This is a genomic window from Variovorax paradoxus, from assembly GCF_030815975.1.
GTDB classification, from domain to species: domain Bacteria; phylum Pseudomonadota; class Gammaproteobacteria; order Burkholderiales; family Burkholderiaceae_C; genus Variovorax; species Variovorax paradoxus_N.
On the sequence record NZ_JAUSXL010000002.1, the window covers coordinates 4,986,035 to 5,011,902 of the forward strand.

Genomic DNA, 25,868 nt, shown 5'->3' on the forward strand with positions numbered 1-25,868 from the left:
CCCCATGAACAGCAAAAGCACCATCGTCATTCCGCTCTCCGAGATCGGCCGCGCACGTCCTGCGGTGCCGGTTCCGGAGGTCGCCGTGCCCGCCACGGGGCGGCTGCTCGACCGACTGGGCCGGCCGCTGACCGACCTGCGCATCAGCGTGACCGACCGCTGCAACTTCCGCTGCAGCTACTGCATGCCCAAGGATGTGTTCGACAAGGACTACCAGTACCTGCCGCACAGCGCGCTGCTGAGCTTCGAGGAAATGACCCGGCTCGCGCGCCTGTTCGCGGCCCACGGCGTGCGCAAGATCCGGCTCACCGGCGGCGAGCCGCTGCTGCGCAAGAACATCGAGGGGCTGATCGAGCAGCTGTCCGAGATCCGCACCCCGGCCGGTGAACCGCTCGCACTCACGCTCACCACCAACGGCTCGCTGCTCCAGCGCAAGGCCGCCGCGCTGGCCGCCGCCGGCTTGCAGCGCGTGACCGTGAGCCTCGACAGCCTGGACGACGCGGTGTTCCGCCACATGAACGACGTCGATTTTCCGGTGGCCGACGTGCTCGCCGGCATCGACGCCGCGCTGGCCGCGGGCCTGGGCCCGTTGAAGGTGAACATGGTGGTCAAGCGCGGCACCAACGAGCAGGAGATCCTGCCGATGGCGCGCTACTTCCGCGACCACCACGGCGGCAAGGTGGTGCTGCGCTTCATCGAATACATGGACGTGGGCGCCACCAACGGCTGGCGCATGGACGAGGTGCTGCCCTCGGCCGAGGTCGTTGCGCGCATCGGCGCCGAGTTTCCGCTGGTGCCGCTCGAACCCAGCGCGCCGGGCGAAACCGCCCGGCGATGGGCCTACGCCGATGGCGGCGGAGAAATCGGCGTGATCAGCAGCGTGACCCAGGCTTTCTGCCACGACTGCAGCCGCGCGCGCCTGTCCACCGAGGGCAAGCTCTACCTCTGCCTTTTTGCGAGCGCGGGCCATGACCTGCGGCCGCTGCTGCGCGGCACGGGCACCGACGAGGACATCAGCTCCGCCATCGGCCACATCTGGCAGGGCCGCGTCGACCGCTATTCCGAACTGCGCGCACTCCGCGGCCCCGAAAGCGGCGAACACGACACCAGCGACCCGGCGCCGCGCCGCGTCGAAATGAGCTATATCGGCGGATGACCCCAAATACACAAGATTCCATTTCCCCCAGCGAGATCACCGGGCTGCTGCTGGCCGGCGGCCGCGGTTCGCGCATGGGCGGCATCGACAAGGGCCTGCAGAACTTCAATGGCTCGCCGCTCGCGATGCACGCCGTGCTGCGCCTGGGCATGCAGGTGGGCGAGGTCATGATCAATGCCAACCGCAACCTGGCGGCCTACGAGTCCTTCGGCGTGCCGGTGTGGCCCGACAGCCTGGCCGACTATGCCGGCCCGCTGGCGGGCTTCCTGACCGGGCTCGAGCGCTGCGAAACGCCCTATCTGCTGACCGTGCCCTGCGACACGCCGCTGTTTCCGCTCGATCTGGCGAGCCGGCTGGCTGAGGCACTGACGGCCAACGACGCGGAAATTGCCATGGTCAGCGCCCCCGAGACCGCCGCCGAGCCCGGCACGGCGCCGGTGCTGCCGGCCGCAGCCGGTGTTCTGCCTGCTGCACACCGCGCTGCTCGAAAGCCTGGTGAACTTCACCCAGTCCGGCGGCCGCAAGATCGACGCCTGGACCGCACAGCACCGCACCGTGCTCGTGCCCTTCGACCGGCCCGGCGACGCGCCCGACGCCTTCTTCAACGCCAACACGCTGGCCGAACTGCACGCGCTGGAAAACCGATGAGCCGCATCGCCGACATTGCCGCCGCGCTTGCCGGCTACGACCCCCAGGCGCTGAGCGTCGGCGGTGTCCAGGCCTTTCTGGCGCAACTGGTGGCGCCAGCCGTGGTGTCGGAACGCGAAGAGGTCGCGCTGCGCGAAGCGCTGGGCCGCGTGCTGGCCGACGACATCATTTCGCCGGTCAGCGTGCCGCCGCACGACAACTCCGCGATGGACGGCTTTGCCTTCGACGGCGCGATCCTGCGGGACGACTCGCCCACTGACGCATCCATCGAACTGCGCGTGGTGGGTACCGCATTGGCCGGCGCGGCCTGGCGCGGCGCGCTGGCTGCCGGCGATGCGGTTCGCATCATGACGGGCGCGGTGATGCCCGAAGGGCTCGACACCGTGATCCCGCAGGAGTTCTGCAAGGTCGACGGCGACCGCGTGCGCTTTCCCGTCAAGGTGCTTCGCCGCGGCGACAACCGCCGCTTTGCGGGCGAAGACCTCATGCAGGGCCAGCCGGCCTTGCGGCGCGGCGAGCGCCTGTCGCCCGCCGCTCTGGGCATGGTCGCCAGCCTGGGGCTGCCCTCGGTGCCCGCGCTGCGGCGGCTGCGCGTGGCCTATTTCTCGACCGGCGACGAGATCCTGACCCTCGGCGAGCCGCCGCGCGAAGGCGCGGTGTACGACAGCAACCGCTACACGGTGTTCGGCCTGCTCACGCGGCTGGGCTGCGAGGTGATCGACCTGGGCCTGGTGCGCGACGATCCGGCCACCCTCGCCGCCACGCTGCAGCGTGCCGCCGGCGAGGCCGACGCCATCATCACCAGCGGCGGCGTGAGCGTCGGCGCGGCCGACCATACGCGCGCCGTGATGCAGCAGCTCGGCGACATGGCTTTCTGGCGCGTTGCCATGCGCCCCGGCCGGCCGATGGCGGTCGGGCTCGTTCCGCGCGGACAGCAGTCCTCGCCCGGGCCAGGCTCGGCGGTGCTCTTCGGCCTGCCCGGCAATCCGGTGGCCGTCATGGTCACCTTTCTCGCCTTCGTGCGGCCCGCATTGCTGCGCATGATGGGATGCCACGAGATTGCTGCAGCGCCGCCGCCCCTGCTGCGCGCGCGCGCCGCGAGCGCCATCCGCAAGAAACCCGGCCGCACCGAATACCAGCGCGGCTTCGTGCGGGCCGTGACCGGTGCGCTGCCCGAGGTTCGCATTGCCGGCAACCAGGGCTCCGGCGTGCTGAGCTCGATGGTCGAGGCCAACGGCCTCGTGGTGCTGCACCACGACCAAGGCAGCGTGGCCGCGGGCGACGAAGTCGACGTGATGATGCTGGAGGCTTAGAGGGTCAAGGCTCAGATCCGGCCCAGCGCCTTGTCCACGCCCTTGTTGGCGAGCATGTCGGCGCGTTCGTTGCCGACGTCGCCCGAATGGCCCTTGACCCAGCGCCATTCGATCAGATGGCCTCCTTCGGCCACCAGCTTGTCGAGTTTCTGCCAGAGTTCGACGTTCTTGACCGGCTGCTTGGTCGAGGTGCGCCAGCCCTTGGCCTTCCAGCCGCGGATCCATTCGGTGATGCCCATGCGCACATACTGGCTGTCCAGGTAGAGGATGACCTTGCAGGGCCGCTTGAGCGCGGCCAGTCCCTCGATGACGGCGGTGAGCTCCATCCGGTTGTTGGTGGTGTTGAGTTCGCCGCCGAACAGTTCCTTTTCGGTGGCGCCCGACTTGAGCCACGCGCCCCAGCCGCCGGGGCCGGGGTTGCCTTTGCATGCACCATCGGTGTAGATCACGACTTCGTTCAAAACGCTCTTTTCCTTCTTCTTTCAATATTCAATCGGTGCACTCGGTGCGAGCCTTGTGCATCTTGCCTGCGATGGGTACCGGCGCGGTGGCGCGCGCCGCTGCACGGCGCCAGTCAGCGCTGAGCAGGCGCATGCCGCGCACCCGCTTGACCGCCACCAGGAAATACACCGCGCCGAAGATCGGCCACCAGCGCTCGCCGGCGGTGTCCATCCAGCGGCAGCGTTCGAGCCAGGCCTCGCTGCGCACCGCAGGCCGGTAGACGCCGAAGCGCCCGGACTCCACCTCGAAGCTCAGAAGCCGCAGCCAGTCGCGCATGCGCCAGTAGCCGATGAACTCGCCGCCCTCGGGCAGGAAGAGGTCGCCGAACCCGAGCTTGCGGTACAGGTGCGCGCGGCGCTGCCGCATGCCCCAGAGGCTGGCCGGATTGAGCCCGCAGATCACCACGCGGCCTTCGGGCACCAGCACCCGCTCCACTTCCCGCAAGGTCGCGTGCGGATCCTCGCTCAACTCCAGCGCATGCGGCAGCACCACCAGGTCGAGGCTGTTGGCGGCAAACGGCAGCGCCGTGAAATCGGTGAACAGCGCAGCCCTGCCGGACTGCTGGCCAGGGTCGGGCAGGGCCAGCCAGCGGTGCGGCATGCGGTTGCTGCGCAGGCCATCGACGCCGGCGGCGCCGAGCTGCAGCGCGTGGTAGCCGAAAACATCCGCCACGGCCTCGTCGAACTGGGCCTGCTCCCATGCGAGCAGGTAGCGGCCGGGGGGGGTCGCGAACCAATCCTGCAAACCTATAATTTGACCGCTCATGACCCTCGTTCCGCTGCCCGCCTTCGCTGACAACTACATCTGGATGCTGCAGGACGGGTCCAACGCGATCGTGGTGGACCCGGGCGACGCTCAACCGGTGTTCGACGCCTTGGCGCGCGACAAGCTGCAGCTCGCCGCGATTCTAGTCACGCACCATCACCCCGATCACACGGGCGGCGTGGCCGCGCTCCATGCGGCAACCGGCGCACCCGTCTTCGGCCCGGCGCGCGAGCGCATTCCGCAGCCCTTCACGCCGCTGTCGCACGGCGACAGCGCCGAGGTGCTCGGGCTGCGCTTCGCGGTCATCGACGTGCCGGGCCACACGGCCGGCCACATCGCCTACTTTCTGCCCGCCAGCGCAGGCCGGGCGCCGCTTCTTTTTTGCGGCGACACGCTGTTCTCCGGCGGCTGCGGCCGGCTGTTCGAGGGCACGCCGGCGCAAATGCTGGCCTCGCTCGATGCGCTGGCGGCGCTGCCTGGCGACTCCCGCGTGTGCTGCGCGCACGAATACACACTTGCTAACCTGCGTTTCGCCCGCGCGGTGGAACCCGGCAATGCCGATCTGACTCAGTACATCGCGCATTGCGAAAGCCTGCGCGCGCAAGGGCAGCCCACGCTGCCCGCGCAACTGGCCACCGAACGCCGAATCAACCCCTTTCTTCGCAGCCGCGAAGCCACTGTCCTTAGAGCGGTGCGCGAGCACGCCGAGCTTTCCGCCGATGCGGCCGAAGCCGACGTGTTTGCCGCGCTGCGCCAATGGAAAAACGACTTCCGATGAAACTTATCGCTGCTGTCTGCCTTGCAGGCTCACTGTTGCTCGCGGGCTGCGCGGGCACCACCAGCCCGTCTTCCTCCTCCACCACCTCCCCGCAATCCACCGCCACCAGCGGCGGCACCGGCTCCAAGGCCTCCGGCAGCGCCGCCCCGGTCTACCCGGGCGGGCCGCTCACCCCCATCACCAGCAGCGAGGCCCATTCGCAGAGCGTCATCACGCTGGCGCCGCCCGCCGACATGTGGGACCGCATCCGCCGCGGCTTCAAGATGCCGAACCTCGAGAGCGACCTGGTGCGCGACCGCGAGCAGTGGTATGCCAGCCGCCCCGACTACATCCAGCGCATGACCGAGCGCTCGAACAAGTACATCTTCCACATCGTCGAGGAACTCGAGCGGCGCAACATGCCGACCGAACTCGCGCTGCTGCCGTACATCGAGAGCGCGTTCAACCCGCAAGCCATTTCCAGCGCGCGCGCAGCGGGCATGTGGCAGTTCATGCCGGCCACCGGCACCGACTTCGACCTGAAGCAGAACATCTTCCGCGACGACAGGCGCGACGTGGTGGCCTCCACGCGCGCCGCACTCGACTACCTGCAAAAGCTCTACGGCATGTTCGGCGACTGGCAGCTCGCTCTGGCGGCCTACAACTGGGGCGAAGGCAGCGTGAGCCGCGCCATCGCCAAGAACCAGCGCCTGGGCCTGCCCACCACCTACAGCGATCTTTCGATGCCGGCCGAAACGCGGCTCTATGTGCCCAAGCTGCAGGCCGTGAAGAACATCGTGGCCAATCCGCAGGCCTTCAATACCGAGCTGCCGCTGATCGCGAACCACCCGTATTTCCAGACCGTGACGCTCACGCGCGACCTCGACGTCGAACTGGCCGCCAAGCTGGCCGACATCCGACTCGAGGACTTCCGCGCCCTCAACCCGGCCGCGCACAAGCCGGTTCTGCTTGCGGCCGGCACACCGCAGATCCTGCTGCCCTGGGACAACGCGGCTGTGTTCCAGCGCAACTTCGATGCCTACTCGCAAGGCCAGTACGCCAGCTGGACGGCGTGGGTCGTTCCCACCACGATGACAGTCGCCGACGTCGCCCAGCGCTCGGGCATGAGCGAGGCCGACCTGCGCGCACTCAACAGCATTCCGCCGCGCATGCTCATCAAGGCCGGTTCGACGCTCATCGTGCCGCGCGGCGCCCGCGTCAAGGAAGACGTGACGGCGCTGGTGGCGGACAGCGGCCATCTGAGCTTCCAGCCCGAGATCGTCAACCGCCGCACCACCGTCAAGGCGGGGCGCAACGACAGCGTGGCCAGCATCGCGCGCCGCTACAAGCTCAAGCCCGCCAGCGTGGCCGAGTGGAACGACGTCAAGCCCAATCATTCGTTCAAGCGCGGCTACAGCGTGGTGGTGTACCTGCCGGTTCGCGCTGCGCCCGAAGCCCGTGTCGGCACAGGCGCGGCACCGGTTCGCGGCCGAGCCGCCGTTGCCGCCAAGCGCGGCGGCAGCCCGGTGAAGGCGGTTGCTGCACGCGGCAGCAACGTGGTGAAGTCGCCGGCAGGCAAGCAGGTCGTGCGCGAGAAGCGCGGCGGCACGCCGTCGAAGAAAAAGCGCTGAACCCGGGACAGCGAAAGCCAAGGCCCGGGCGCACGCAGCGCTAGAGTTTTTCGGTCTCCCCGCTGCGCGGCTGCCACTTCATCAGGCGCTTCTCGATCAGGCCGACAAGGCCGTCGAGCAAGAGCGCAAAGGCCGTCAGCACCACGATGCCGGCAAAGACGGTGTTCACATCGAAGGTGCCTTCGGCCTGGAGAATCAGGTAGCCCACGCCACGTGCCGAGCCCAGGTACTCGCCGACCACCGCGCCGACGAAGGCCAGGCCCACCGAGGTGTGCAGGCTAGAGAACACCCAGCTCGTCGCGCTCGGCAGGTACACGGTGCGAAGCAGCTGCCGCTGGTTGGCGCCGAGCATCTTCGCGTTGGCCAGCACCACCGGGCTCACCTCGCGCACGCCCTGGTAGACGTTGAAGAAAACGATGAAGAACACCAGCGTGACGGCCAGCGCCACCTTGCTCCAGATGCCCAGGCCGAACCACAGCGCGAAGATCGGCGCCAGGATCACGCGCGGCATCGAATTGGCGGCCTTGATGTAGGGATCGAGGATCAGGCTCGCCGTGGGCGCCAGCGCCAGCCAAAGCCCGCAGGCCAGGCCGAGCACAGTGCCGATGCCGAAGGCCAGCACTGTTTCGAGCAGCGTGGTGCCCAGGTGGCGGTAGATGTCGGCATTGCCCTTCAGGCCTTCCGGGAACAGCAGGTTCGGCGGCACCTCGAACGGCAGGAACCAGCTCCAGATGCGCCCCGCCACCTGGATCGGCTCGCCAAGGAAAAAGGCGATCTGCTGGTTGCGCGACGCCACATGCCAGCCCACCAGGATGATCGCGAGCAGCACCAGCTGCCAGAAGCGCGCATTGCGTTCGTTCAGGCGCGGCATCATGCGGCCTTCCTCAGCTGCTGCGCATAGCCCTTGAGCACCTCGTCGCGCAGCACCTCCCAGATCTGCGTATGCAGTTCGACGAAGCGCGGCTGCGTGCGCACCTCGGCCACGTCGCGCGGGCGCGCGAGGTCGATGGCGAACTCGCCGATCGGATGCGTGGCCGGGCCGGCCGACAGCACCACCACCCGGTCGCTCATTGCAATGGCTTCGTCGAGGTCGTGCGTGATGAAGAGCACGGCCTTCCGTCCGTGTGTGCCCCCGGGCGCTGTGCGCCCACCCCCCGAGGGGGTGAGCTCCGGCCTTGGGGCGGCCCGGCGGCCCTCGCTCGGCGCACTCCAGAGTTCGAGCACTTCGTTCTCCATCAGCTGCCGAGTCTGGACGTCGAGCGCACTGAAGGGCTCGTCCATGAGGATGATGTCGGGGTCGAGCACCAGCGTCTGCGCCAGCGCCACGCGCTTGCGCATGCCGCCCGAGAGCTGGTGCGGATAGCGGTCGCCGAAACCGGAAAGGCCCACGCGCGAAAGCCAGGCCTCGGCCTGTTCGCGCGCATCGGCATCGGGCACGCCGCGGTACTGCAGCCCGACCATCACGTTGTCGATGGCGCTGCGCCACGGCATCAGCGCTTCGGTCTGGAACATGTAGCCCGCGCGCGCGTTCACGCCCGCCAGCGTCTGGCCGAAGACCTTGATGCTGCCCGACGAAGGCTCGAGCAAACCGGCGCCCACGTTCAGCAAGGTCGACTTGCCGCACCCCGTGGGGCCCACCACCGAGACGAACTCCCCGGCCCGCACGCGCAGCGTGGTGTCGGCCACCGCGGTATAGCGCTGGCCCGGATCGTCCTTCGAGTGGAAGGTGCAGCTGATGGAGAGAAGCTCGAGTGCGTAGTCGGACATGTCTGGCAGGAATTCTGGCATCGGCCGCCACAAGAAAAAACCCGGCCGAGGCCGGGTCGCGGGGACGTTCGGAGTCAGGCTTTGAACCTGTCTTTCGCGCGCCTAGCAAAATCGTTGGTGTAGGTCTTCATGAGGTCGATCTTGTCGGCCTTCACGGCCGTGTCGAAGCTCGATATGGCGGTGAGCGCCGTCTTCGGACCGTCGGCCGGCACCAGGCCGTCGGTGGCGATCGATTCGCGCACCTTGTCGAAGGACGCAAGGTACAGCGCGCGGTCGCCGAGCAGGTAAGTTTCAGGCACTGTCTTGATGATGTCGCCGGGCCCGGCCGTCTGCAGCCACTTGAGGCCACGGACGATGGCATTGGCCAGCGCCTGGCAGGTGTTGGGATTCTTCTGGATGAAGTCGACCGGCGCGTAGAGGCAGGCCGCGGGCATCGGCCCGCCGAACACCTGCTGCGTGCCCTTGAGCGTGCGCGTGTCGCTGATGATCTTCACGTCGCCCTTCTGCTCGAGCATGGTCATGACGGGGTCGGTATTGCTGATGGCATCGATCTGGCCCGAGCGCAATGCGGTGAGCGCACCGGCCGCCACGCCCACGCCGATGTAGCTCACATCGCTGGCCTTGAGGCCGCCGCGCGACAGCACGAGGTTGGCCACCATGTTGGTCGAGGAGCCTGGCGCCGAGACGCCGATCTTCTTGCCCTTGAGATCGGCAATGCCCGTGTAGCCCGCCATGTTCTTGGTCGAGACGCCCACCGCGATCTGCGGTGCGCGGCCCTGCAGCACGAAGGCCTGGAAGAACTGGTTCTTGGCCTGCAGGTTGATGGTGTGCTCGTAGGCGCCGGAGCACACGTCCGCCGAACCGCCCACCACGGCCTGCAGCGCGCGTGCGCCGCCGGCGAAATCGGAGATCTCGACATCGAGGCCCTCGGCCTTGAAATAACCGAGCTGCTCGGAAATGGTGAGCGGCAAATAGTAGAACGCCGCCTTGCCCCCCACTGCGATGGAAATCTTCGTCTTCTCGAGCTTGGCTTGCGCAAAGACCCGCGGCAGCGCAATCGTTGCTGCAGCGACTGCGGAGACTGTCATGAGGGTTCTGCGGTGGAGCATGGAGCGATCCTGCGGGCTCTTGATTCTGTGAACCCGATCGAGCTTAGGGGTGCGCCCCTGTTGCCTGCATCGGGGTCATCCCGTGCGGGTTTCCACGTAAGCATGAAGACCTCCGCGCGGCCTGTGCCGAACGGCCTGTGGCGGGGCGCCGCAGAGGCTGTTTGCGCGCTTATCGCGCGAGAAAAAGAATGGCGATATTGACCAGGAAACCGAGCGCCCAGACCGCGCTGCGCGCGGAGCCGATGCCCTTGATGTAGAGCGCGATATAGGCCACCCGCAATACGACATAGGCCGCGGCCAGCATGTCGAGCCGCGCCTGGTTGGCGCCGAGCTGATGCGCGATGATCACCGCGCCGATGAAGAACGGAAGGCCTTCGAAGCTGTTGGCTTGCGCGCAGTTGGCGCGCGCGCGCCAGCCGCTCTGCCTTGCGGCCCAGTCGCGCGGCTGCACGTTGTCTCGCGGGCCGAAGCTGCCGGCCTTGGCGACCCATGCCGCGAGATACGGCAGGCCGCAGGCGATGAACACGCACCAGTAGGCGATGGTGAGCAGGGAAAAAGTCATTGGAATGTTGTCTCCGTTCGGCAGAGCGGCTGCAGCGGCCGCTGCACGCTATCGGCGGTCTACCAGGGCATGCGCGATGGTGCCGAGATCCACGTATTCGAGTTCGCTGCCGGCAGGCACGCCGCGCGCGAGGCGCGTCACGTTGAGGCCGCGCTGCCTGAGCGCTTCGCCGATCACATGCGCGGTGGCTTCGCCCTCTGCCGTGAAGTTGGTGGCCAGGATGACTTCGCTCACGGTGCCGTCGAGCGCGCGGTCGAAGAGCTTCTGCAGGCCGATGTCCTTGGGCCCGATGCCGTCGAGCGGGCTGAGCTTGCCCATCAGCACGAAGTAGTAGCCGCGAAAAACCCCGGTGCGCTCGAGCGCGGCCTGGTCCGCGGGCGTTTCGACCACACAAAGCTTGCTCGCGTCGCGGCGCGTGTCGAGGCACACGTGGCAGACCGGCGCTTCGGTGAAGGTGTTGCAGCGCTCGCAATGCCGCACGTTGCCAGCCGCCTGCTGCAATGCGCGCGCAAGCAGCTGCGCGCCCTCGCGGTCGTGCTGCAGCAAGTGGAACGCCATGCGCGAGGCCGACTTGACGCCGACACCGGGCAGGCGGCGCAGCGCATCGACCAACGCGTCGAGCGAACTGGCGTCGGCCATCAATGGCTCAGAACGGCAGCTTCATGCCGGGCGGGAGGCCCGGCATGCCTGCGGTGAGCTTGCCCATCTTCTGCTCGCTGGTTTCCTCGGCCTTGCGCACCGCGGCGTTGAAGGCGGCAGCCACGAGGTCTTCGAGCATGTCCTTGTCGTCGGCCAGCAGGCTCGGGTCGATGGTGATGCGCTTGACGTCGTGCTTGCAGGTCATCACGACCTTGACCAGGCCCGCGCCCGACTCGCCTTCGACCTCGATGGTGGCCAGTTCTTCCTGGGCCTTCTTGAGGTTGTCCTGCATTGCCTGCGCCTGCTTCATGAGGCCGGCCAGTTGTCCTTTGTTGAACATCGTTGGTCCTGATTGGTTGGAATGGGGGAAGGATAAGAGAGATGGCGGTCGATGCCGAATGCCGCAAGAGCCGGCACGGGTTTTCAGTGGCGTTGCGTCAGGCCGGCTTCAGTGTTCCGGGCACGATCTTCGCATCGAATTCGCGCATCAGCATCTGCACTTCGGGATCGCTGCGAATGGCCTCCTCGGCCACGCGCTGGCGCTCGTCGGCCGCCTGCTTGTTGCGGCGCGCGGGGCTGTCGACCACGCCGCCGATCTCGATGGCGAGCTTCACGCCATGGCCCAGCGCGGCCAACGCATCCGTGAGCTTTTCGCGGGCGGAAGGCTGGTTGAGCAGTTCGCGCTCCACGCGAAGTATCCACTGGTCGACATCGCGCGCCACCAGCTGCGACTGCAGTGCGAGTTCGCGCGCCAGGGCGTTGATGCTCTCGGCCGCGATCATCTGCGTGACCGTGGCATGCCAGAAATCGCCGTCCTCGCTCGGTGGAATGGGCTGCGCCGGACCGCGCTGCTCGTCGGGCCGCGGCACGTCCCGCTGGCTCGGCGGCGGCTGCACGCGCATGGGAACAGCAAGCACCCGGGGCGCCTCGGCAGGCGCCGAGGGCTCGGCCGCGGCGGAAGGCCTGGGCCCACCCGGGCGCATGGGTTCGCTGACCACGGCCAGACGCTGGCCTGCGGGCGCCGGGATGGCTGGAGGCGCCGGTGCAGCGGCCGAAACCGAAACCGGCGCTGCGGCGATCTCCGCCGCGACCCGGGCCGGCGCTGCGACCGCAGCGGCCGAAACAGCCCGGCGGGCTTCATTCAGAGTTTTTTTTTCCGTGGAGGCCGAAGAAGCGGCCGCGTTGGAAGGCTTGAAGGCCAATAGCCGCAACAGCACCATGGTCAGCGCCGCGTACTCATCGGGCGCCAGGCCCAACTCGCCGCGCCCGTGCAGGCACAGGCTGTAGAGCAGCTGGGTTTCGTCGGCAGGCATCAGCGACGCGAGGCGCGCCGTCTCGGCCGCGTCGGGGTCGGTGGCCGAATCGGCCGACTCCGCCCGCGAGGGCACAGCCTGCAGCACGGCCATGGCCTGCAGCACTGCGGTCATTTCTTCCAGCGTGGAAGCGGCCGACATGCCGTCGCGCCGCAGCGCCTCGGAGGTGTCGACCACCGTCCTGCCGTCGCCCTGCGCCAGCGCCTCGATCAGCTGGAACACATGGCCGCGGTCGACGCTGCCGAGCATCTGGCGCACGCCGGTTTCGAGCAGTTCGCCGTTGCCGAACGCGATGGCCTGGTCGGTCAGCGACAGCGCATCGCGCATCGAGCCGCGCGCCGCGCGCGCCAGCAGGCGCAGCGCCTGCGGCTCGGCCGGCACCTGCTCGGTCTGCAGCACGCTCGTCAGGTGCTCCAGCACCGTCTCGGGCGCCATCGGCCGCAGGTTGAACTGCAGGCAGCGCGACAGCACCGTGACCGGCACCTTCTGCGGATCGGTGGTGGCAAGAACGAACTTGAGGTACTCCGGCGGCTCTTCGAGCGTCTTGAGCATCGCGTTGAACGCGGTGTTGGTGAGCATATGCACCTCGTCGATCATGAAGACCTTGAAGCGCCCCTGCACCGGCTTGTAGACCGCCTGTTCGAGCAGCGACTGCACCTCGTCCACGCCGCGGTTCGATGCCGCGTCGAGCTCGGTGTAGTCGACGAAGCGGCCCGAATCGATGTCCTTGCAGGCCTGGCACACCCCGCACGGCGTGGCCGTGATGCCGCCCTGCCCGTCCGGGCCCTGGCAGTTGAGCGACTTGGCCAGAATGCGCGAGACGGTGGTCTTGCCCACGCCCCGCGTCCCGGTGAAAAGATAGGCGTGATGCAGGCGCTGCGTGGTCAACGCGTTCTCGAGCGCCTGCACCACGTGCCCCTGGCCAACCATCTCACCGAAGGTTTTCGGACGGAACTTGCGAGCGAGCACGAGATAAGACATTGCGGGCATTCTAAAAGGCGCCGCGGCCCCTCTTGCCCTCACCCCGCAATCAAAATGGCCCCCTCTTTTTCGTGGGACACCGAGGAACCGGCTTTGCCGGGCCTCTGGTGTCGCCCCCAGCAGGGGGGTGGGCGAAGCGACACGAAGTGCGCGCAGCCTGGGGGGTTACAATAAGTGCTGACGGGCCTCCCTGCATGGTGAAGTGGCCAACCGGGTCAGGTGGGGAACCAAGCAGCCCTAACTGCGTAGTCAGTGCCAGGGGTAAGGCTCGTCAACCTAACATCAAAAAGCCGTGAGTTCTCAAGGCAAGAACTCACGCGCTGAAAGAAGGGCTGCGAGCCCTGCTCCCACCTTCACGCGCTTCCGGCACCGACCAGCATCTCGCACGGCCCGACGAAGCCTTCGCTGCCTTCGAACTGTCGCAGCGCCTCTTCGATGGCATCCCAGGTGCTCGCGCGCTCGGCCTCGTCGAGCCCGACCATCATCTGGTGCAGCGCTCCGAAGGACTCGCGCTCGAAGCGCACGCATTCGGCTGCGCTCGCCAGCCGCACCGGCGACGGCACCCGGCGCACCTCGATGTCGCGCAAACCCGCTTTGGCAAACGCGGCCTCGAGCGCACCCTCGGCACCGAGCGAAAAGGGCCCGGGCTGGCCCGGCAGCGGCGCGGGAAGCCGCGCGCGTTCGCGGATGATCTTTACGGGAATCGAGAAGAAGGCATTGCGCTCGGGAGTCGAGTAGACGACCGCCGACACCCGCCCGCCCGGACGCAAGGCCCGCCGCATGCCGGCGAGCGCGCGCTGCTGGTCGGGAAAGTAGATCAGGCCCACGCGGCTGATTGCCGCGTCGAAGCTGCCGGCGGGCAGCGTGTCGAGCGCCTCGCCGTCGAGTTCCAGGGTCTCGAGGTTCGACAGTCCCGCGGCCTTGGCATCCGCCGCCGCGCGCTCGAGCAAGGCCGGCGCGATGTCGGTAGCGAGCACGTGGCCGCTGGCGCCCGCGCGCCGCGCAGCACCGATCGACTGCTCTCCTGCACCAGCCGCGACGTCGAGCACCCGGCTGCCGGGCCCGATGCGGGCCAGGTCGAACATCGTTTCCGTTGCATCGCCCAGCCAGCGACCGAGAAACGGCCCCCAGCGATGCCAGGCCTCGGCGGCAGCTTGCCACTGAGCCCGGGTGGTGGTCTTGAAGGCGGCAGCGTTGAATGCCGGCGGGGCTGTGACGGTGGTCATGATGGGTCTCCATCGAGTGAGGGAGTCTCAAGAATGGCAGCGCAGCCCGAGGTTCGCCAGTCCAGAATTTGTACTGGCCTCGGCTCGCCTCAAGGACTAAATTGGCACCATGATCGACTACGGCCAGTTTTGTACCGTGGCGCGCGGCGCCGAGGTCCTGTGCGAGCGCTGGACGCCCCTGGTCGTGCGCGAGCTGCTGTGCGGCAGCACGCGCTTCAACGACATTCGGCGCGGCGTGCCGCGCATGTCGGGCTCGTTGTTGGCACAGCGCCTGCGCAAGCTGGAGGAAGTAGGTGTCGTCAAGCGGGTTCAGGGCGACGGCAGCATGGCCGAATATCACCTGACCGCAGCGGGCGAGGAATTGCGCCCGATCGTGATGGCGCTGGGCCATTGGGGCGCGCGCTGGATCGGCAGCCGGCTCAAGCGCGACCAGTTGGATGCCGGCTTCCTGATGTGGGACGTCCGCCGCTTCGTGCGGATCGACGAGTGCCCTCGCGCGCGCTGCATCGTGATCCACTTCCGCTTCACCGACGCAGCCGAGGGCGAGCGGCGCTGGTGGCTGGTGGTCGACCAGGGCAGCGCCGACCTCTGCCGCGACAACCCCGGCGAGGAACCGACGCTGATCGTCGAATCGACCGTGCGGACGCTGACCGAGATCTGGACCGGCGATCTCGACGCCGAGGCTGCGTTGCTCGAGCGGCGCCTGCGCGTCATCGGCACGGAATCCGATACCCGCGACCTCTGGCGCTGGCTCGGGCGCAGCGTTTTCGCCGACACCCGGGTCGCAGCGCGACTCTGAGGCCTTCCCCGCCGCAGCCGCTGCGTCCAACTAGCCCATCTGCCGTAGTCCGGCCATGACCTCTTCGGTCGGCGGCAACTCGCTGGTTCGCCAGACCAGCCGGGCGTGACGATCGAACAGATAAACCTGGCCGGTATGGCGGTCGCCCGCTGCCGCGCCTCCCGTGAACAGCGAGAACATCGACTCGAATGCCTCAGGGGCTGGCGCCGCCGCGCTCCACGTTGGCCTTGCGCCGAAGCGCCGCAACCAGGCGCTCAGTGCAACAGGGCCGTCGGACAGCGGGTCGATGCTCAGCGACAGCAGGTGCACCGCCGTGTTGCGCTCCGACAGCAATGCCGCCTGCAGCGTCGAGAACAAGGCCCCCTGGATCGGGCAGACCGTGCTGCATCCGGTAAACATCAATTGAACGGCGGTGGGGGCGCCTCGCAACTGCGCCGCGAGCATCGGTGTGGCGCCGTCGTGGCGCCGCAGCGGCAGGGCCGGAGCCGACACCGCCGGGAGCACCGGGCCGATGCTGGTGTTTGCGCGGGCCGGAGGCACGCCCAGCCAGGCCAGTGCACCGGCGGCAAGCAGGCGCCGGCGCCCGCGGGATGCAACCCGCGAGTGTATGAAGGGGCCCCGCGCGTTCATTGGGTTCATTGAGAAAGGGCTTGCGTCAGGTAGTCCCACAACGCCGCGCACTGGCCTTCGTCGGCATCGAAGCGCGGCATGGCTCGGGGCAGCGTGACATGGGCCGGGTCGATGCCGGTGCGCAGCGTGCGGCAGAAGGATGCGTGCTCGTACGCGACGGGCGGGCCGCCGCGGCGCGGGAGGACTTCGCGCAATTGGCGCCGGTCGAGCGGCGGCGCGAAACCGGAGACAGCGGCAGTGGACTTGCCGGGGCCCGCGTGGCACTGGATGCAGCGCGTCGCTGCGCCCGGCAGCGGCGCGCTGTGGCCGGACAGCGTGCCTGCGAGTGGCTCGGTGCCATCGAACAGGCGTGCGCCGCGCGCCACCGAGAAAGCCTCGGCGACTTCAGGCTTTCCGGACCACGCCGGGCCAACGGCCAGTGCGGTTCCGAGCGCCAGTGCCAGCATCATCATCGAAAGCCTCGGCTTCGCGAAGCGCACCGGCCGCTACCGGATGTTGATGGTGCTCGCCACGCTCGGCACGCCGCTGCTGTCAAGTGCGAACAGCATGTAGTTGCCCGGCAGCACCGTCCCGCGATCGGTCGGAATGCCCAACTGGTAGTTATTGCCTGCCGTGCCCGTGAATGACAGCGGGATGCGGCGCTGATCGGTGTTGACCGAGTGAGTGGCCGATGCCATGCGCACCAGCGCAAAGCGGGCCGCCGCGCGGTCGGTCGCGACGGCGATCTGGCTCCCCCATGTGGCGCTGGCCGGCGCGGTCGTGATGGCCGGGCGGGGCGCCGGCGAACCGTCGCTCGCCAGCAGGTACGGTGGCGTGTAGATCTCCGCATCCGGGTGATCGCCCGCACAGTCGCACAGCCCGCCGCCGCCCGACAGCACGCGTCCGTCCGGCAGCAGCAGGGCCACGCTGTGATAGTTGCGCGGTTTCTGCATCGGCGGCACCGTGATGAAGCTCTCCAGCTCCGGGCTCCACAGTTCGGCCGCCAGCACACTGTAGGAGTCGGAAAACGGAACGGGCTGCGTCTGCCCGCCTATCACGAACACCTCGCCGTTAGGCAGCACCACGCTGTTGACAAAGGTTCGGCCATAGGCCATCGGCGAAAGCTTGCGCACCGTGGGCGGCGTCGGCGCGCCCGCGCTGATGTCGATGATGTAGGCGGTCTTGAAGGCGTTGCCGCTGTCGTGGTTGGGCGCGCCGCCGAGCTTGAGGATCTTGCCGATGTCGTACATCACGGCGCTGGCGGTCATGGCATAGGGGTCGTCGCTGCGCAGCCCGGCCTGCAGGATGGCGCCGCTGCCGCGCGTGTCGATCCAATGCATTGCGGCAGCAGGCCCGGCGTGGAATACCCAGCCGTTGGCGGCGCCAAACAGCCACATGTGGTTGTCGCCCCGGTAGACCCCGGCCGCGTCCGGGCCGGCCAGCGGCGGATTCGAGACATTGCTCGCATCGGGCATGTTGGCCGGTACGCCGGACAGCGTGCGCCAGGTCTTGGTGTCGGCCGACCACACCTCGCCGTACTTGCCGCCCTGCCCGCCGTTCCACGACCCGCCGACTGTGAACACGGAGCCGTCGGACATCGTCGTGCTCGCCTGGTAGGCACGTGCAATGCCGAGTTGCGCACCCGTCGCCCAGCCGCCCAGCGCCGGGTCGTAGATCGAGGTCTTCGTCGCATCGCTGCCGCCGCTGACCAGCACGCTGCCATCGGCCAGCATGCTCAGGCCAGGGCAGAACATCTGGTGGCCGGTGGCCGTGACGACCAGCGGGCTGGCGCTTCGCGTGACGGGGTCGAACACCGAGGTGTAGGTGTACGCGTCGCTGCTGTTCGTGCTGAAGCTGGTGGGCGAGCGGGCTGCCCACAGCAGCAGCTTGCCGTCGGGGAGGTTGGCGGCCGATGCGGGCACGAGTGGCAGCGCGATCGGATCGGACCAGGGCTTCACCGCTGCGGTCGATTGCGCCGCGGTGTACCCGGCTGCCGTGAACAGGTACTCGTTGGCCGGCAGCCACTTCCCCTTGAATCGAGAGCGCAGCCGGACCACGAGCCCCGCGCCGTCTATGGGAAGGTTTGTCACCGTCAGCGTTGTCGCACTTGTCGATGCGTCCACCACAGGTGTCGCCGAAGAGGCCGACAGGATCGTCAAGCCGTACTGGTTGGCACCCGTGTTGTTCCAGATGAAGGTTGCGCTGCGGCTGGCGAACTTGATGCCGGGGGACGGACTGGTGAGGGTCGCCGGCTGTCCGTCTGGTGGCGCCGGCTTGCTTGCCGATGCGGACGTGCCCGGCAGCGTCGGATTTGCGCCCTGCGCGCGGGCGCCGCCTCCTGCGTCACCGCCAGACCAAACCAGGAACACCAGGGATGCATAAGCAAGCCCGCGCGCGGCGCGCGGCGATGGAACGCTGGTCATCGCTGCTCCTTTATTTTTGTCTGATCGCAGCTTATTCCTTGCGCGCGCAACAAACAATACAAAAGTATTCAGTTACGCCCTCAAAGACCCAGCCGCTCGATTGCGCCGCGCGCCGCAGCTGCCCCGCTGGCCATCGATGCCGTCAGCAGGTAGCCGCCGGTCGGCGCCTCCCAGTCGAGCATTTCTCCCGCCATGAACACGCCCGGCACCGCGCTGGCCATGAGCCGTTCGTCGAGCGCCTCGAAGCGCACGCCGCCTGCGGTGCTGATGGCTTCGTCGATGGGCCGGGTTGCAACCAGCCGCAGCGGCACGGCCTTGATCGTCGCCGCCAGTTGCGCGGGGTCTTGCATCGCCTCGCGGCCCAGCGCCTCGTGCAGCACGCCGGCCTTGATGCCCTCCAGTCCGAGTCGGCTCTTCAGGTGGCTGCTGAGCGACCGGGCGCCGCGCGGATGCTTCACGGCCGCCAGCACCTGCTCGGCGCTGCGGTCGGGCAGCAGATCGAGCAGCAGCGTCGCGCTGCCTTCCGCCGCGATCTCGTTGCGCAGCAAGGCCGAGACCGCATAGATCAGGCTGCCTTCGATGCCGGTTGCGGTGGCAACGAACTCGCCTTTGCGCACGAAGCGGCGCCCCTGGCTGTCGGTGAACGAAATAGCGACTGACTTGAACGGCTGGCCCGCAAAACGGCTCGCGAAATGCTCGCTCCATCCGGCTCCATCGAAGCCGCAGTTGGCAGGCAGCAGCGGCGCGATGTCGATACCGCGCTCTCGCAGCCACGGCGCCCATGCGCCATCGGACCCCAACCGCGCCCAGCTTGCACCACCCAATGCGAGCACCACCGCATCGGCCTTCACGATGGCCTCGCTCGTCGGAGTAGCGAAGCGCAACGAGGCCGCGTCGAGTGATGCGTCGCCAAGCCAGCGATGGCGCATATGAAACTGCACACCCGCCGCGCGCAGCCGGTGCAGCCAGGCACGCAGCAGCGGCGCGGCTTTCATGTCGGTCGGGAACACGCGGCCCGAGGTGCCCACGAAAGTTTCGATGCCCAGGCCCGCCGCCCATTCGCGCACCTGCTGCGGACCGAACTGCGCAAGCATGGGTTCGAGCTGCGCACGGCGCTCGCCGAACCGGCTCATGAACACGTCGAAAGGTTCCGAGTGCGTGAGATTCAGCCCGCCGCGGCCGGCCAGCAGGAACTTGCGGCCCACCGAGGGCATGGCGTCGTAGACGTGCACCTGCACGCCGGACGCGCTCAAGACTTCGGCCGCCATGAGGCCGGCCGGTCCGCCGCCGATCACGGCGACGGTATGGGAAAGAGTCATTCGAGATTTACCAGTTCGCCCTGCCCGGTCAGGAACGCGGCGCGCACCGAGGCACCGGGATAGGCATCTTGCACGGCCGCGCGGTAGCGCTGCATCTGTGCGATCAATTCCGCATCCCGTTCGGGACGCGCCGCAGATTTGTAGTCGAGGATCCACCAGGCGCCGCTGGCGCGCTCGCGCACCAGCCGGTCGATGCGCAGCGTCTCGCCTTCGTGGACCAGTGTCACTTCGTTGCCGTGCCAGTCGATCATGCGCTCATCCCATGCCCAGGCGCCCGCGCCCGCGCGAATGCGCTCGGCCAGCACGGCGGCGCCGCGCGCCTGTTGCGCGTCGAGCATGAATTCGCGGGCCGCGGCGCGCACATGCGCGGGCGGCAGCGCTTCGCCCGGCAAGGCCCATTCGAGCAGACGGTGCATCGCCTGGCCGAAGGCCGCAGCCCGCGCGTCGACGGTGCCGCCAGCAGCTTTCCTGATGGCTGCGGGTTCCTTGGCCGCAGGTGCGAGCACGGGCATCTTCTTCATCGAGAAGCTGCCGGCCCCGGCCTCCACCGGCAACACGGGCAACGGCTCGTCGGCCTCGACCGGCTCGCACATCGATTCGAGCCGCGACCACCAGCTGCCCTCGTTGGCCCGGGCCGGCTGCACCGACGACAGCACCAGGCGCTCGCGCGCCCGCGTGGTCGCGACGTAGAGGCCGTTGAGCTCCTCGCGATGGCGCGCGCGCTGCTCTTCCTCGAGCAGCGTGGCCGCGCAGCCCGGGGGCGTTTTCTCGCTCGCCAGGAACACGAAGCGCGTGGGAGCGCTGTCGCTGCCTTTCCATTCGACCAACACACCCATGGTCTGGGCGCGCGGGGATGGGGCGTCGCAATCGAGCATGAGCACGGTGTCGGCTTCGAGGCCCTTGGCGCCATGCACGGTCAGGAGCTGCACCGCATCGGGCACGGCGACGGACGGCGCCCTGACGCCGCCGGCACGCAGCGCGCGCACCAGCGCATACGGCGTGGCAAAGCGCGCACCCTCGATCTCGAGCGAAGCCGCGAGCAGCCCGCGCAGATTGGCCAGCGCGCTCTGGCGCATGGCGGAAGGAACGGCGGCGCCGAATTTGGCCAACACATCGCCATCGTGGAAGATCGCATCGAGCGCGTCGTGCGGCGGCAATGCAGCGAGCCAGCGCTGCCATTGCCTGAGCCTCGCCCCGGCTTCGACCAGTTCCGCCGGCAGACCCTCGCCTTTCTGGATCAATGCAAACCAGCTCGACGACGCCTGTTCGCGCTGGCGCAGCGCCAGTTGCACCAGCGCGTCGTCGCCGATGCCGAACAGCGGCGACTTGAGCGCGCGCGCCAAGGAGAGGTCATGCGCGGGGGACACCAGCGCATCGATCAGCGCCACCACGTCCTGCACTTCGGGCGCATCGTGCAGCTCGTTCTTCTCGGGCTGCTGCACGGGAATGTGGCGCTGGCGCAGCGCGTCCTGCATGGCGGACAGCCGGTTGCGGCGGCGCGCCAGCACCATGATCTGGCGCGGCGGCGTGCCGTCGGCAATGCGCTGCGCGACCCATCGCGCGGCCTGCTCGCATTCCTTTTGCAGCAGTTGCTCCTCGGGCAACACGCGCGGCGTGACAAGGCTGTCGCGCCAGTGCAGCATGCCGTCGTCCGCGGGCGCGGCCTCCGCTGCCGTATCGATGGCGCCGCGATCGATGGGCGGCAGCTTGAGCAGTTCGCCCTCGTCATTGCGCTCGGTGGTGTGTGCGCGGTAGCCGTCGAACTCGCCGGCGCCCTGCGCGGCCAGCATCGCCTGATTGACCAGGCCGACCACCGCACGCGCGTTGCGGTGCGTGTGATCGCAATTGAGCAGCTCGCCACCCAGCCCTTCGCGCACGAATTTCTTCGCAGCGATGAACACCTGTGGCTCGGCGCGGCGGAAGCGGTAGATGCTCTGCTTCGGGTCCCCGACGATGAAGACGCGCGGTGCCTTGCCGCCCGCGCCGCTGTAGGCGCTGAGCCAGCCGTAGAGCGCCTGCCATTGCAGCGGATTGGTGTCCTGGAACTCGTCGATCAGCAGGTGCGCGATGCGCGCATCGAGCCGCTCCTGCACCCAGCCCGACAACGCCGACTGGCCCAGCAGCAATTGCGCGGCCTGCTCGACGTCGTTCATGTCGACCCAGCCATGGGCGCGCTTGACCTCGGCGAAGGCGGAGATCAAAAGGCGCGTGAGGCGCGTCATGCGCTGCTGATAGAGCCAGGCCGCATGCTGGGCCTGTGCGGCGCAGAGCGTCTGGAGCTCGGCCTCGGCTTCTTGCGCGGCGGGGTATTTCTGCAGGTTCTTGTTGAGCCGGTCTTCGGTGGCGACAAAGAAGTTCTTGCGCAGGTGCGCCAGCGCGGGAGCGAGCGAGTCCTGCGGCGGTTCGCCAACACCGAACACGTCGATGATCGCCTCGGCCGCTTTCTGCGGCGTCTTGTTGGCTTCGCGGCCGAGTGCGGCGGCACGGTCGAGCCAGCGGCGCCTGGCCTGCTCCCCGCGCAGTGCACCGGTCGGCTCGTCCAGTTCCTCGAGCGAAGAATGAAGCGCGCTGAAATGCTGCACCGCCGACGCCGGGTCGGACAGCGAGAACTCGACCCGGCGCGTGAGCGCTTCGCCAAGTGCCTTGGCGGTCTGCGAACGGCCGTAGGTGGCGACCACCGCGTAGTAGTCGGCCAGCGCCTCCCTGTCGGCCGCCACCGCTTCGAAGAAGGGGCGCCAGGTGCGCGAGCGCGCCTCGGCATCGTCCTCGAGCAGCTCGTAGTTCGCGGGCAGGCCAAGCTCGCGCAGCACCGCCAGCGGCGCATTGCGCAGCAGGCCCGCAAACCAGGCGTGGAAGGTGCGGAACTGCACCGGCCGGCCGCCTTCGAGCAAGCGCCGGTAGAGGCCCTGCAGGCGCGGCACGGCAGCGAGCGCAGCGGCAGGCTCGACACCACGAACGACGAGTTCGCGCACCAGCTCCTCGGGGCTGCGCTCGGCGAACTGCTCGAGCCATTGGTCGAGCCGCTCGCGCATCTCGCCGGCGGCTTTCTTGGTGAAGGTGATGGCCAGGATCTCGTGCGGCTCGCAGGCGGATTCGCCCTCTTCGAGCAGCGCGCGCAGGATGCGCGACACCAGCATCCAGGTCTTGCCCGCGCCGGCGCAGGCCTCGACGGCCACCGAGCGCCGTGGATCGCAGGCGACGGTGTAGAAGGCCTCGCGCGTGACGTGCCGGCCGTTGTGTTCGTAGGCGGCGCCGTTCATTTCGCAGGCCCTCCATCCGAAGTCGAAGGTGCAAGCTGTTCGACCTCCCAAAAGTCCTTGCGGCAAAGGCCGCGCGCCGCACAGTAGTCGCAGATCGCGCCCTCCCCCAGCGGCGGCAGCGCCGCGCCCTGGGCGATGCGGGTGAAGTCGTCGAGGATGCCGGCCACCAGCGCATCGCGCGCCTCTACCACCACGGGCTGCTCGACGGTCTGCGTGCCGGACGACTTCTCGCCGACGTTGACATAGGCCGCGCGCAGCGTGTCGTCGGCCACCAGCGCGGCATAGAAGGCGAGCTGCGTGTCTTCGGTCGGGTCTTTCACGCGCTCCTTGGTGACAGCGGCCGATTCGGTCTTGTAGTCGATCACGAAGGCCTGGCCGTCCGGCATGCGGTCGATGCGGTCCAGCCGGCCGACCAGTTGCAGGCTGCCCAGCGGCTGTTCCATCCAGGGCTCGGATTCGGCGAAGACAGCACCGCTCGCCTCGTGCCCGGCAAGCCATTGAAGGTAGCCGTCCCGCACCGCCGGCCATGCCGCGGCGAACGGCAGGAACTCGGCATCGGACAGTCCGAACTCGCGCGTGGCGCGCTCGGCTGCCGTAGTGAGGTACGCCACGCGCTCGGCGGCATCGTGGGTTGGCTTCTCTTTCAGCGCCTCATGGAAATGGCCCAGCACGGCATGCAGCCAATTGCCGAAGTCGCGCTTGTCGACCTCGGCATCGAGTTCGTCGGCACTGCGCAGGCCCAATTGCCGCAGCGCGAAGAAACGGTAGGGGCAGCGGCGCAGGTCTTCGTAGACGCTGGTCGAGATATTGCGCAATGGCAGCAGTGCCCCCGACGGCGTCGGGTACGCAGTCGGCTGCAGCGCCACCTCGCGCGGGGTGCGCGGGTCCGCAGTCATCTGCAAGGCGTGGTCGAGCTGCAGCGCCTGCACCAGCGGGCTCGGGCGGACCGGCTCGCCGCTCGCATCGGACTGGCGCCACAGCACTTCGCAGCACGGATTGCACAAGGCCGCGGCCCATGCCGCGCGTTGCGCGGCCTCGAGCGTTTCGCGCGCGGGCAAGCCCAGTTCGGCCCGCTGGGCGGCGCTCCAGTTGCCGGGCGGCTCGGGCGACGCAGGCAGGCGCCGGTCGTCGCAACCGGGAATGACCACCGCGCCGAACGCGCGGCCCAGCAATTGGTGCAGCGGCAACACCACCACCTGCGGCGCCTCGCCGCCGGCGGGCGGCACGAAGCTGGCGTCTTCGAGCACGTCGCGCACCCAGGCCGTGAATTCGGCCAGCGTGTGGCGTCCGCCGGGAAATTCGTCGTCGCCGCCGTGGACATCGGCATCGAGCCACAGCGCGCCGATCACCTTGGCGCCGGCCATGTCGGCCGCGAGCGGCTCCCATTGCTCCCCGGCCTCGAGCAGCTCGCGCAAGGCGCGCAGCCAGTCGGCCAGGGGCCTCGAGCGGGCCATGGCCATGCGGCGGCCTTCGACGGCTTCGGTGAACGGCAGCAGCGCGATGTCCTGCGGCTTCTCGCTGCGCGCGGCCTGGCCGCACCAGGCGGACCACTCGCGCACGCCTTCGCGCCGCAGCCGAGCCTCGAGCGCCTGGGTGGCGAGCGCATCGCCGTCGGCGCCGCTCTTGAGCCATTCGAGCACCTGGTCGCTGCCGGCGTCGTGCGCACAGGCGCGCAGCGCGCTCATCACGGTGGCGGCGGCGCGCGTGGTGGAGAGCTTCCAGCCGGTTTCGTCGTGCGCCGTGACACCCTGCGCCTGGAGCTGCGCGCCGATGCGCCGCGTGAGCGCCCGGTCGGTCGCGATCAGCGCGACCGGCGCGCGGCCCTCGGCCAGGTGCCGCAGCACGCATGCGGCCGCGAGTTCCGCTTCGTCTTCGGGATCGGCGGCGACATGCGCACCTGCCGTGGTGGCCGCAGGGCTTGCGGGCACCAGCGAGAGATGGATGGCGCGATCGCCCCACAAGGTGCAGAGCGTCTGCGTGAGCGGATCGGACTGGAAGCCCTCGAGCACGATCAGCGCATCGACCTGCGCACGCACCGCGTCGCGCAGCAGCACATCGGTGGCATAGCCCGAGTTGGCGGCCCAGGCCACCGCGACGCGGATCAGCGCGCTTTCGATGCGGAACCATTCCGACTCGCTGCCCGCTTCGGCCACCTGGGCCGCGCGCTGCGCCCATTCGCTGCCGCGCACCTCGGGCAGCGCCGCGGCTGCCAGGGGCGCCAGCTGGTAGGCCAGTTCGACCACGCGCCCGGCCAGCGCGAAGCGCTCCGCGGCAAAGCCGGCCTGCGAGAGCAGCGCCTGGGCCGTGACCAAGTCGCGCGCCATGTCGAAAGCGATGTCGTAGCCCGTGGGCAGGAAACCGCCCGCGCTGCGCGCCCAGTTGCGCGTGGTTTCGAAGCGCGGCGCGAAACCCGGGCTGCCGCAGCGCGACCACATCCCGTGGGCCACGCCCATCAATTGCGCATATGGCACCAGCACCACGGTGCGCGCCGCGTGCAGCCCCTGCTGCGCGATGGCGCCGGCAATGCGCGCGACGACGCCGTCGGCGGGGTCGCACCACAGGGCCTGGACGGGGTGGCCTTCGTTCATGTTCTATCGAGGGGTTGGAGAGCGTGGAGGCGCGACGCGCAAAGGGCTTTTGCTATCGGTGTCATAGCGTTCCCGCATGGCACCCCACCCCTTGGTTTCTGTCACAATGACCAGCACTTTAGCTGCACCGAAACTCTCTGCGCACAAGGACACATCACATGGCCAGCGACCTGATCAAACACATCTCCGATTCTTCCTTCGAAGCCGACGTGCTCAAGTCCAGCCAGCCCGTGCTGGTCGACTACTGGGCCGAATGGTGCGGCCCCTGCAAGATGATCGCCCCCATCCTGGACGAAGTGTCGACCGCCTACGAAGGCAAGCTGCAGATCGCCAAGCTCAACGTCGACGAAAACCGCGACATCCCGGCCAAGTTCGGCATCCGCGGCATTCCCACGCTCATGCTGTTCAAGGACGGCCAGCTGGCCGCCACCAAGGTCGGCGCCATGAGCAAGGCGCAGCTCACGGCCTTCATCGACCAGCAGCTCGCCTGAGGCATTTCACC

Annotated in this window: 22 protein-coding genes, 1 other RNA gene and 1 pseudogene; 8 read left to right on the plus strand and 16 right to left on the minus strand. The window is 68.5% G+C overall.

What is annotated here, in order from left to right; translation table 11 throughout:
- Window positions 1–4 precede the first annotated feature (4 nt).
- From moaA to moeA, 3 genes and pseudogenes are all read left to right on the plus strand, one after another.
- Window positions 5–1,156, plus strand: coding sequence for a GTP 3',8-cyclase MoaA (gene moaA, locus QFZ47_RS27235; protein WP_307658596.1), 1,152 nt, complete (start codon window positions 5–7; stop codon window positions 1,154–1,156).
- A pseudogene (gene mobA, locus QFZ47_RS27240) lies at window positions 1,153–1,804 on the plus strand (molybdenum cofactor guanylyltransferase MobA). The gene moaA and the pseudogene mobA overlap by 4 nt, the downstream one beginning before the upstream one ends.
- Window positions 1,801–3,117 (plus strand): molybdopterin molybdotransferase MoeA, encoded by a 1,317-nt coding sequence (moeA, locus tag QFZ47_RS27245; protein ID WP_307658598.1) that lies wholly within the window; start codon window positions 1,801–1,803, stop codon window positions 3,115–3,117. Before mobA ends, moeA begins: the two are co-directional and overlap by 4 nt.
- Before the next feature lie 11 nt (window positions 3,118–3,128).
- Here moeA and rnhA read toward each other — a convergent pair whose 3' ends face one another.
- Both rnhA and QFZ47_RS27255 read right to left on the minus strand, forming a co-directional pair.
- Window positions 3,129–3,578, minus strand: coding sequence for a ribonuclease HI (gene rnhA, locus QFZ47_RS27250; RefSeq protein ID WP_047783547.1), 450 nt, complete (start codon window positions 3,576–3,578; stop codon window positions 3,129–3,131).
- 28 nt (window positions 3,579–3,606) lie between these two features.
- On the minus strand, window positions 3,607–4,362 hold the full coding sequence (locus QFZ47_RS27255; RefSeq protein WP_370880650.1) for a class I SAM-dependent methyltransferase: 756 nt from the start codon (window positions 4,360–4,362) through the stop codon (window positions 3,607–3,609).
- Between the two features lie 19 nt (window positions 4,363–4,381).
- Here QFZ47_RS27255 and gloB point away from each other — a divergent pair, with 19 nt between their 5' ends.
- Window positions 4,382–5,161, plus strand: coding sequence for a hydroxyacylglutathione hydrolase (gloB, locus tag QFZ47_RS27260; RefSeq protein WP_307658600.1), 780 nt, complete (start codon window positions 4,382–4,384; stop codon window positions 5,159–5,161).
- Window positions 5,158–6,771, plus strand: a complete 1,614-nt coding sequence (locus tag QFZ47_RS27265; protein WP_307658601.1) for a transglycosylase SLT domain-containing protein — start codon at window positions 5,158–5,160, stop codon at window positions 6,769–6,771. Before gloB ends, QFZ47_RS27265 begins: the two co-directional genes overlap by 4 nt.
- Before the next feature lie 40 nt (window positions 6,772–6,811).
- Here the strand turns inward: QFZ47_RS27265 and QFZ47_RS27270 are convergent, their stop codons facing one another.
- The 7 genes from QFZ47_RS27270 to dnaX all read right to left on the minus strand — a co-directional run bounded on the left by QFZ47_RS27270 (window position 6,812) and on the right by dnaX (window position 13,142).
- A complete protein-coding gene (locus QFZ47_RS27270; RefSeq protein WP_370880621.1) occupies window positions 6,812–7,645 on the minus strand; it encodes an ABC transporter permease in 834 nt (277 codons plus the stop codon).
- The gene (locus tag QFZ47_RS27275) at window positions 7,642–8,538 is read right to left on the minus strand and encodes an ABC transporter ATP-binding protein (protein ID WP_307658602.1); all 897 of its coding nucleotides are present in this window, start codon (window positions 8,536–8,538) and stop codon (window positions 7,642–7,644) included. The genes QFZ47_RS27270 and QFZ47_RS27275 overlap by 4 nt, the downstream gene beginning before the upstream one ends.
- 74 nt (window positions 8,539–8,612) lie before the next feature.
- Entirely contained in the window at window positions 8,613–9,647 is a 1,035-nt protein-coding gene (locus tag QFZ47_RS27280; RefSeq protein WP_307658603.1) for an ABC transporter substrate-binding protein, read from the minus strand.
- 169 nt (window positions 9,648–9,816) lie between these two features.
- Window positions 9,817–10,209, minus strand: a complete 393-nt coding sequence (locus QFZ47_RS27285; protein ID WP_307658604.1) for an MAPEG family protein — start codon at window positions 10,207–10,209, stop codon at window positions 9,817–9,819.
- 48 nt (window positions 10,210–10,257) lie between these two features.
- Entirely contained in the window at window positions 10,258–10,848 is a 591-nt protein-coding gene (gene recR, locus QFZ47_RS27290) for a recombination mediator RecR (protein WP_307658606.1), read from the minus strand.
- Window positions 10,849–10,855: 7 nt separating this feature from the next.
- Window positions 10,856–11,188: a YbaB/EbfC family nucleoid-associated protein gene (locus QFZ47_RS27295; protein WP_012747441.1), complete on the minus strand. Its 333-nt coding sequence runs from the start codon at window positions 11,186–11,188 to the stop codon at window positions 10,856–10,858.
- A gap of 97 nt (window positions 11,189–11,285) precedes the next feature.
- The gene (gene dnaX / locus QFZ47_RS27300; protein ID WP_307658607.1) at window positions 11,286–13,142 is read right to left on the minus strand and encodes a DNA polymerase III subunit gamma/tau; all 1,857 of its coding nucleotides are present in this window, start codon (window positions 13,140–13,142) and stop codon (window positions 11,286–11,288) included.
- Between the two features lie 179 nt (window positions 13,143–13,321).
- Between dnaX and ffs the strand changes: the two genes are divergently transcribed.
- An RNA gene (gene ffs, locus QFZ47_RS27305) (signal recognition particle sRNA small type) lies at window positions 13,322–13,418 on the plus strand.
- 77 nt (window positions 13,419–13,495) lie between these two features.
- Here the strand turns inward: ffs and QFZ47_RS27310 are convergent.
- Entirely contained in the window at window positions 13,496–14,368 is an 873-nt protein-coding gene (locus tag QFZ47_RS27310; RefSeq protein ID WP_307658608.1) for a class I SAM-dependent methyltransferase, read from the minus strand.
- A 109-nt stretch (window positions 14,369–14,477) separates the two neighbouring features.
- On the opposite strand from QFZ47_RS27310, the gene QFZ47_RS27315 reads away from it, so the two are divergent.
- Window positions 14,478–15,167, plus strand: coding sequence for a winged helix-turn-helix transcriptional regulator (locus tag QFZ47_RS27315; RefSeq protein ID WP_307658609.1), 690 nt, complete (start codon window positions 14,478–14,480; stop codon window positions 15,165–15,167).
- 30 nt (window positions 15,168–15,197) lie between these two features.
- Here the strand turns inward: QFZ47_RS27315 and QFZ47_RS27320 are convergent, their stop codons facing one another.
- The 6 genes from QFZ47_RS27320 to QFZ47_RS27345 form a co-directional block, all read right to left on the minus strand.
- Window positions 15,198–15,806 carry an SCO family protein gene (locus QFZ47_RS27320; protein ID WP_307658610.1) on the minus strand — a complete coding sequence of 203 codons (609 nt, stop codon included), beginning with the start codon at window positions 15,804–15,806 and terminating at the stop codon, window positions 15,198–15,200.
- A complete protein-coding gene (locus QFZ47_RS27325; protein WP_307658611.1) occupies window positions 15,803–16,249 on the minus strand; it encodes a hypothetical protein in 447 nt (148 codons plus the stop codon). Before QFZ47_RS27325 ends, QFZ47_RS27320 begins: the two co-directional genes overlap by 4 nt.
- A 33-nt stretch (window positions 16,250–16,282) precedes the next feature.
- Window positions 16,283–18,199, minus strand: a complete 1,917-nt coding sequence (locus QFZ47_RS27330) for a galactose oxidase early set domain-containing protein (protein ID WP_307658612.1) — start codon at window positions 18,197–18,199, stop codon at window positions 16,283–16,285.
- Window positions 18,200–18,279: 80 nt separating this feature from the next.
- Complete coding sequence (locus QFZ47_RS27335) at window positions 18,280–19,518, minus strand: TIGR03862 family flavoprotein (protein WP_307658613.1); 1,239 nt, start codon at window positions 19,516–19,518, stop codon at window positions 18,280–18,282.
- Entirely contained in the window at window positions 19,515–22,778 is a 3,264-nt protein-coding gene (locus tag QFZ47_RS27340; RefSeq protein ID WP_307658614.1) for a UvrD-helicase domain-containing protein, read from the minus strand. The genes QFZ47_RS27335 and QFZ47_RS27340 overlap by 4 nt, the downstream gene beginning before the upstream one ends.
- Complete coding sequence (locus tag QFZ47_RS27345; protein WP_307658615.1) at window positions 22,775–25,366, minus strand: PD-(D/E)XK nuclease family protein; 2,592 nt, start codon at window positions 25,364–25,366, stop codon at window positions 22,775–22,777. Before QFZ47_RS27345 ends, QFZ47_RS27340 begins: the two co-directional genes overlap by 4 nt.
- 158 nt (window positions 25,367–25,524) lie before the next feature.
- Here QFZ47_RS27345 and trxA point away from each other — a divergent pair, with 158 nt between their 5' ends.
- The gene (gene trxA, locus QFZ47_RS27350) at window positions 25,525–25,857 is read left to right on the plus strand and encodes a thioredoxin TrxA (protein WP_012747433.1); all 333 of its coding nucleotides are present in this window, start codon (window positions 25,525–25,527) and stop codon (window positions 25,855–25,857) included.
- Window positions 25,858–25,868 lie beyond the last annotated feature (11 nt).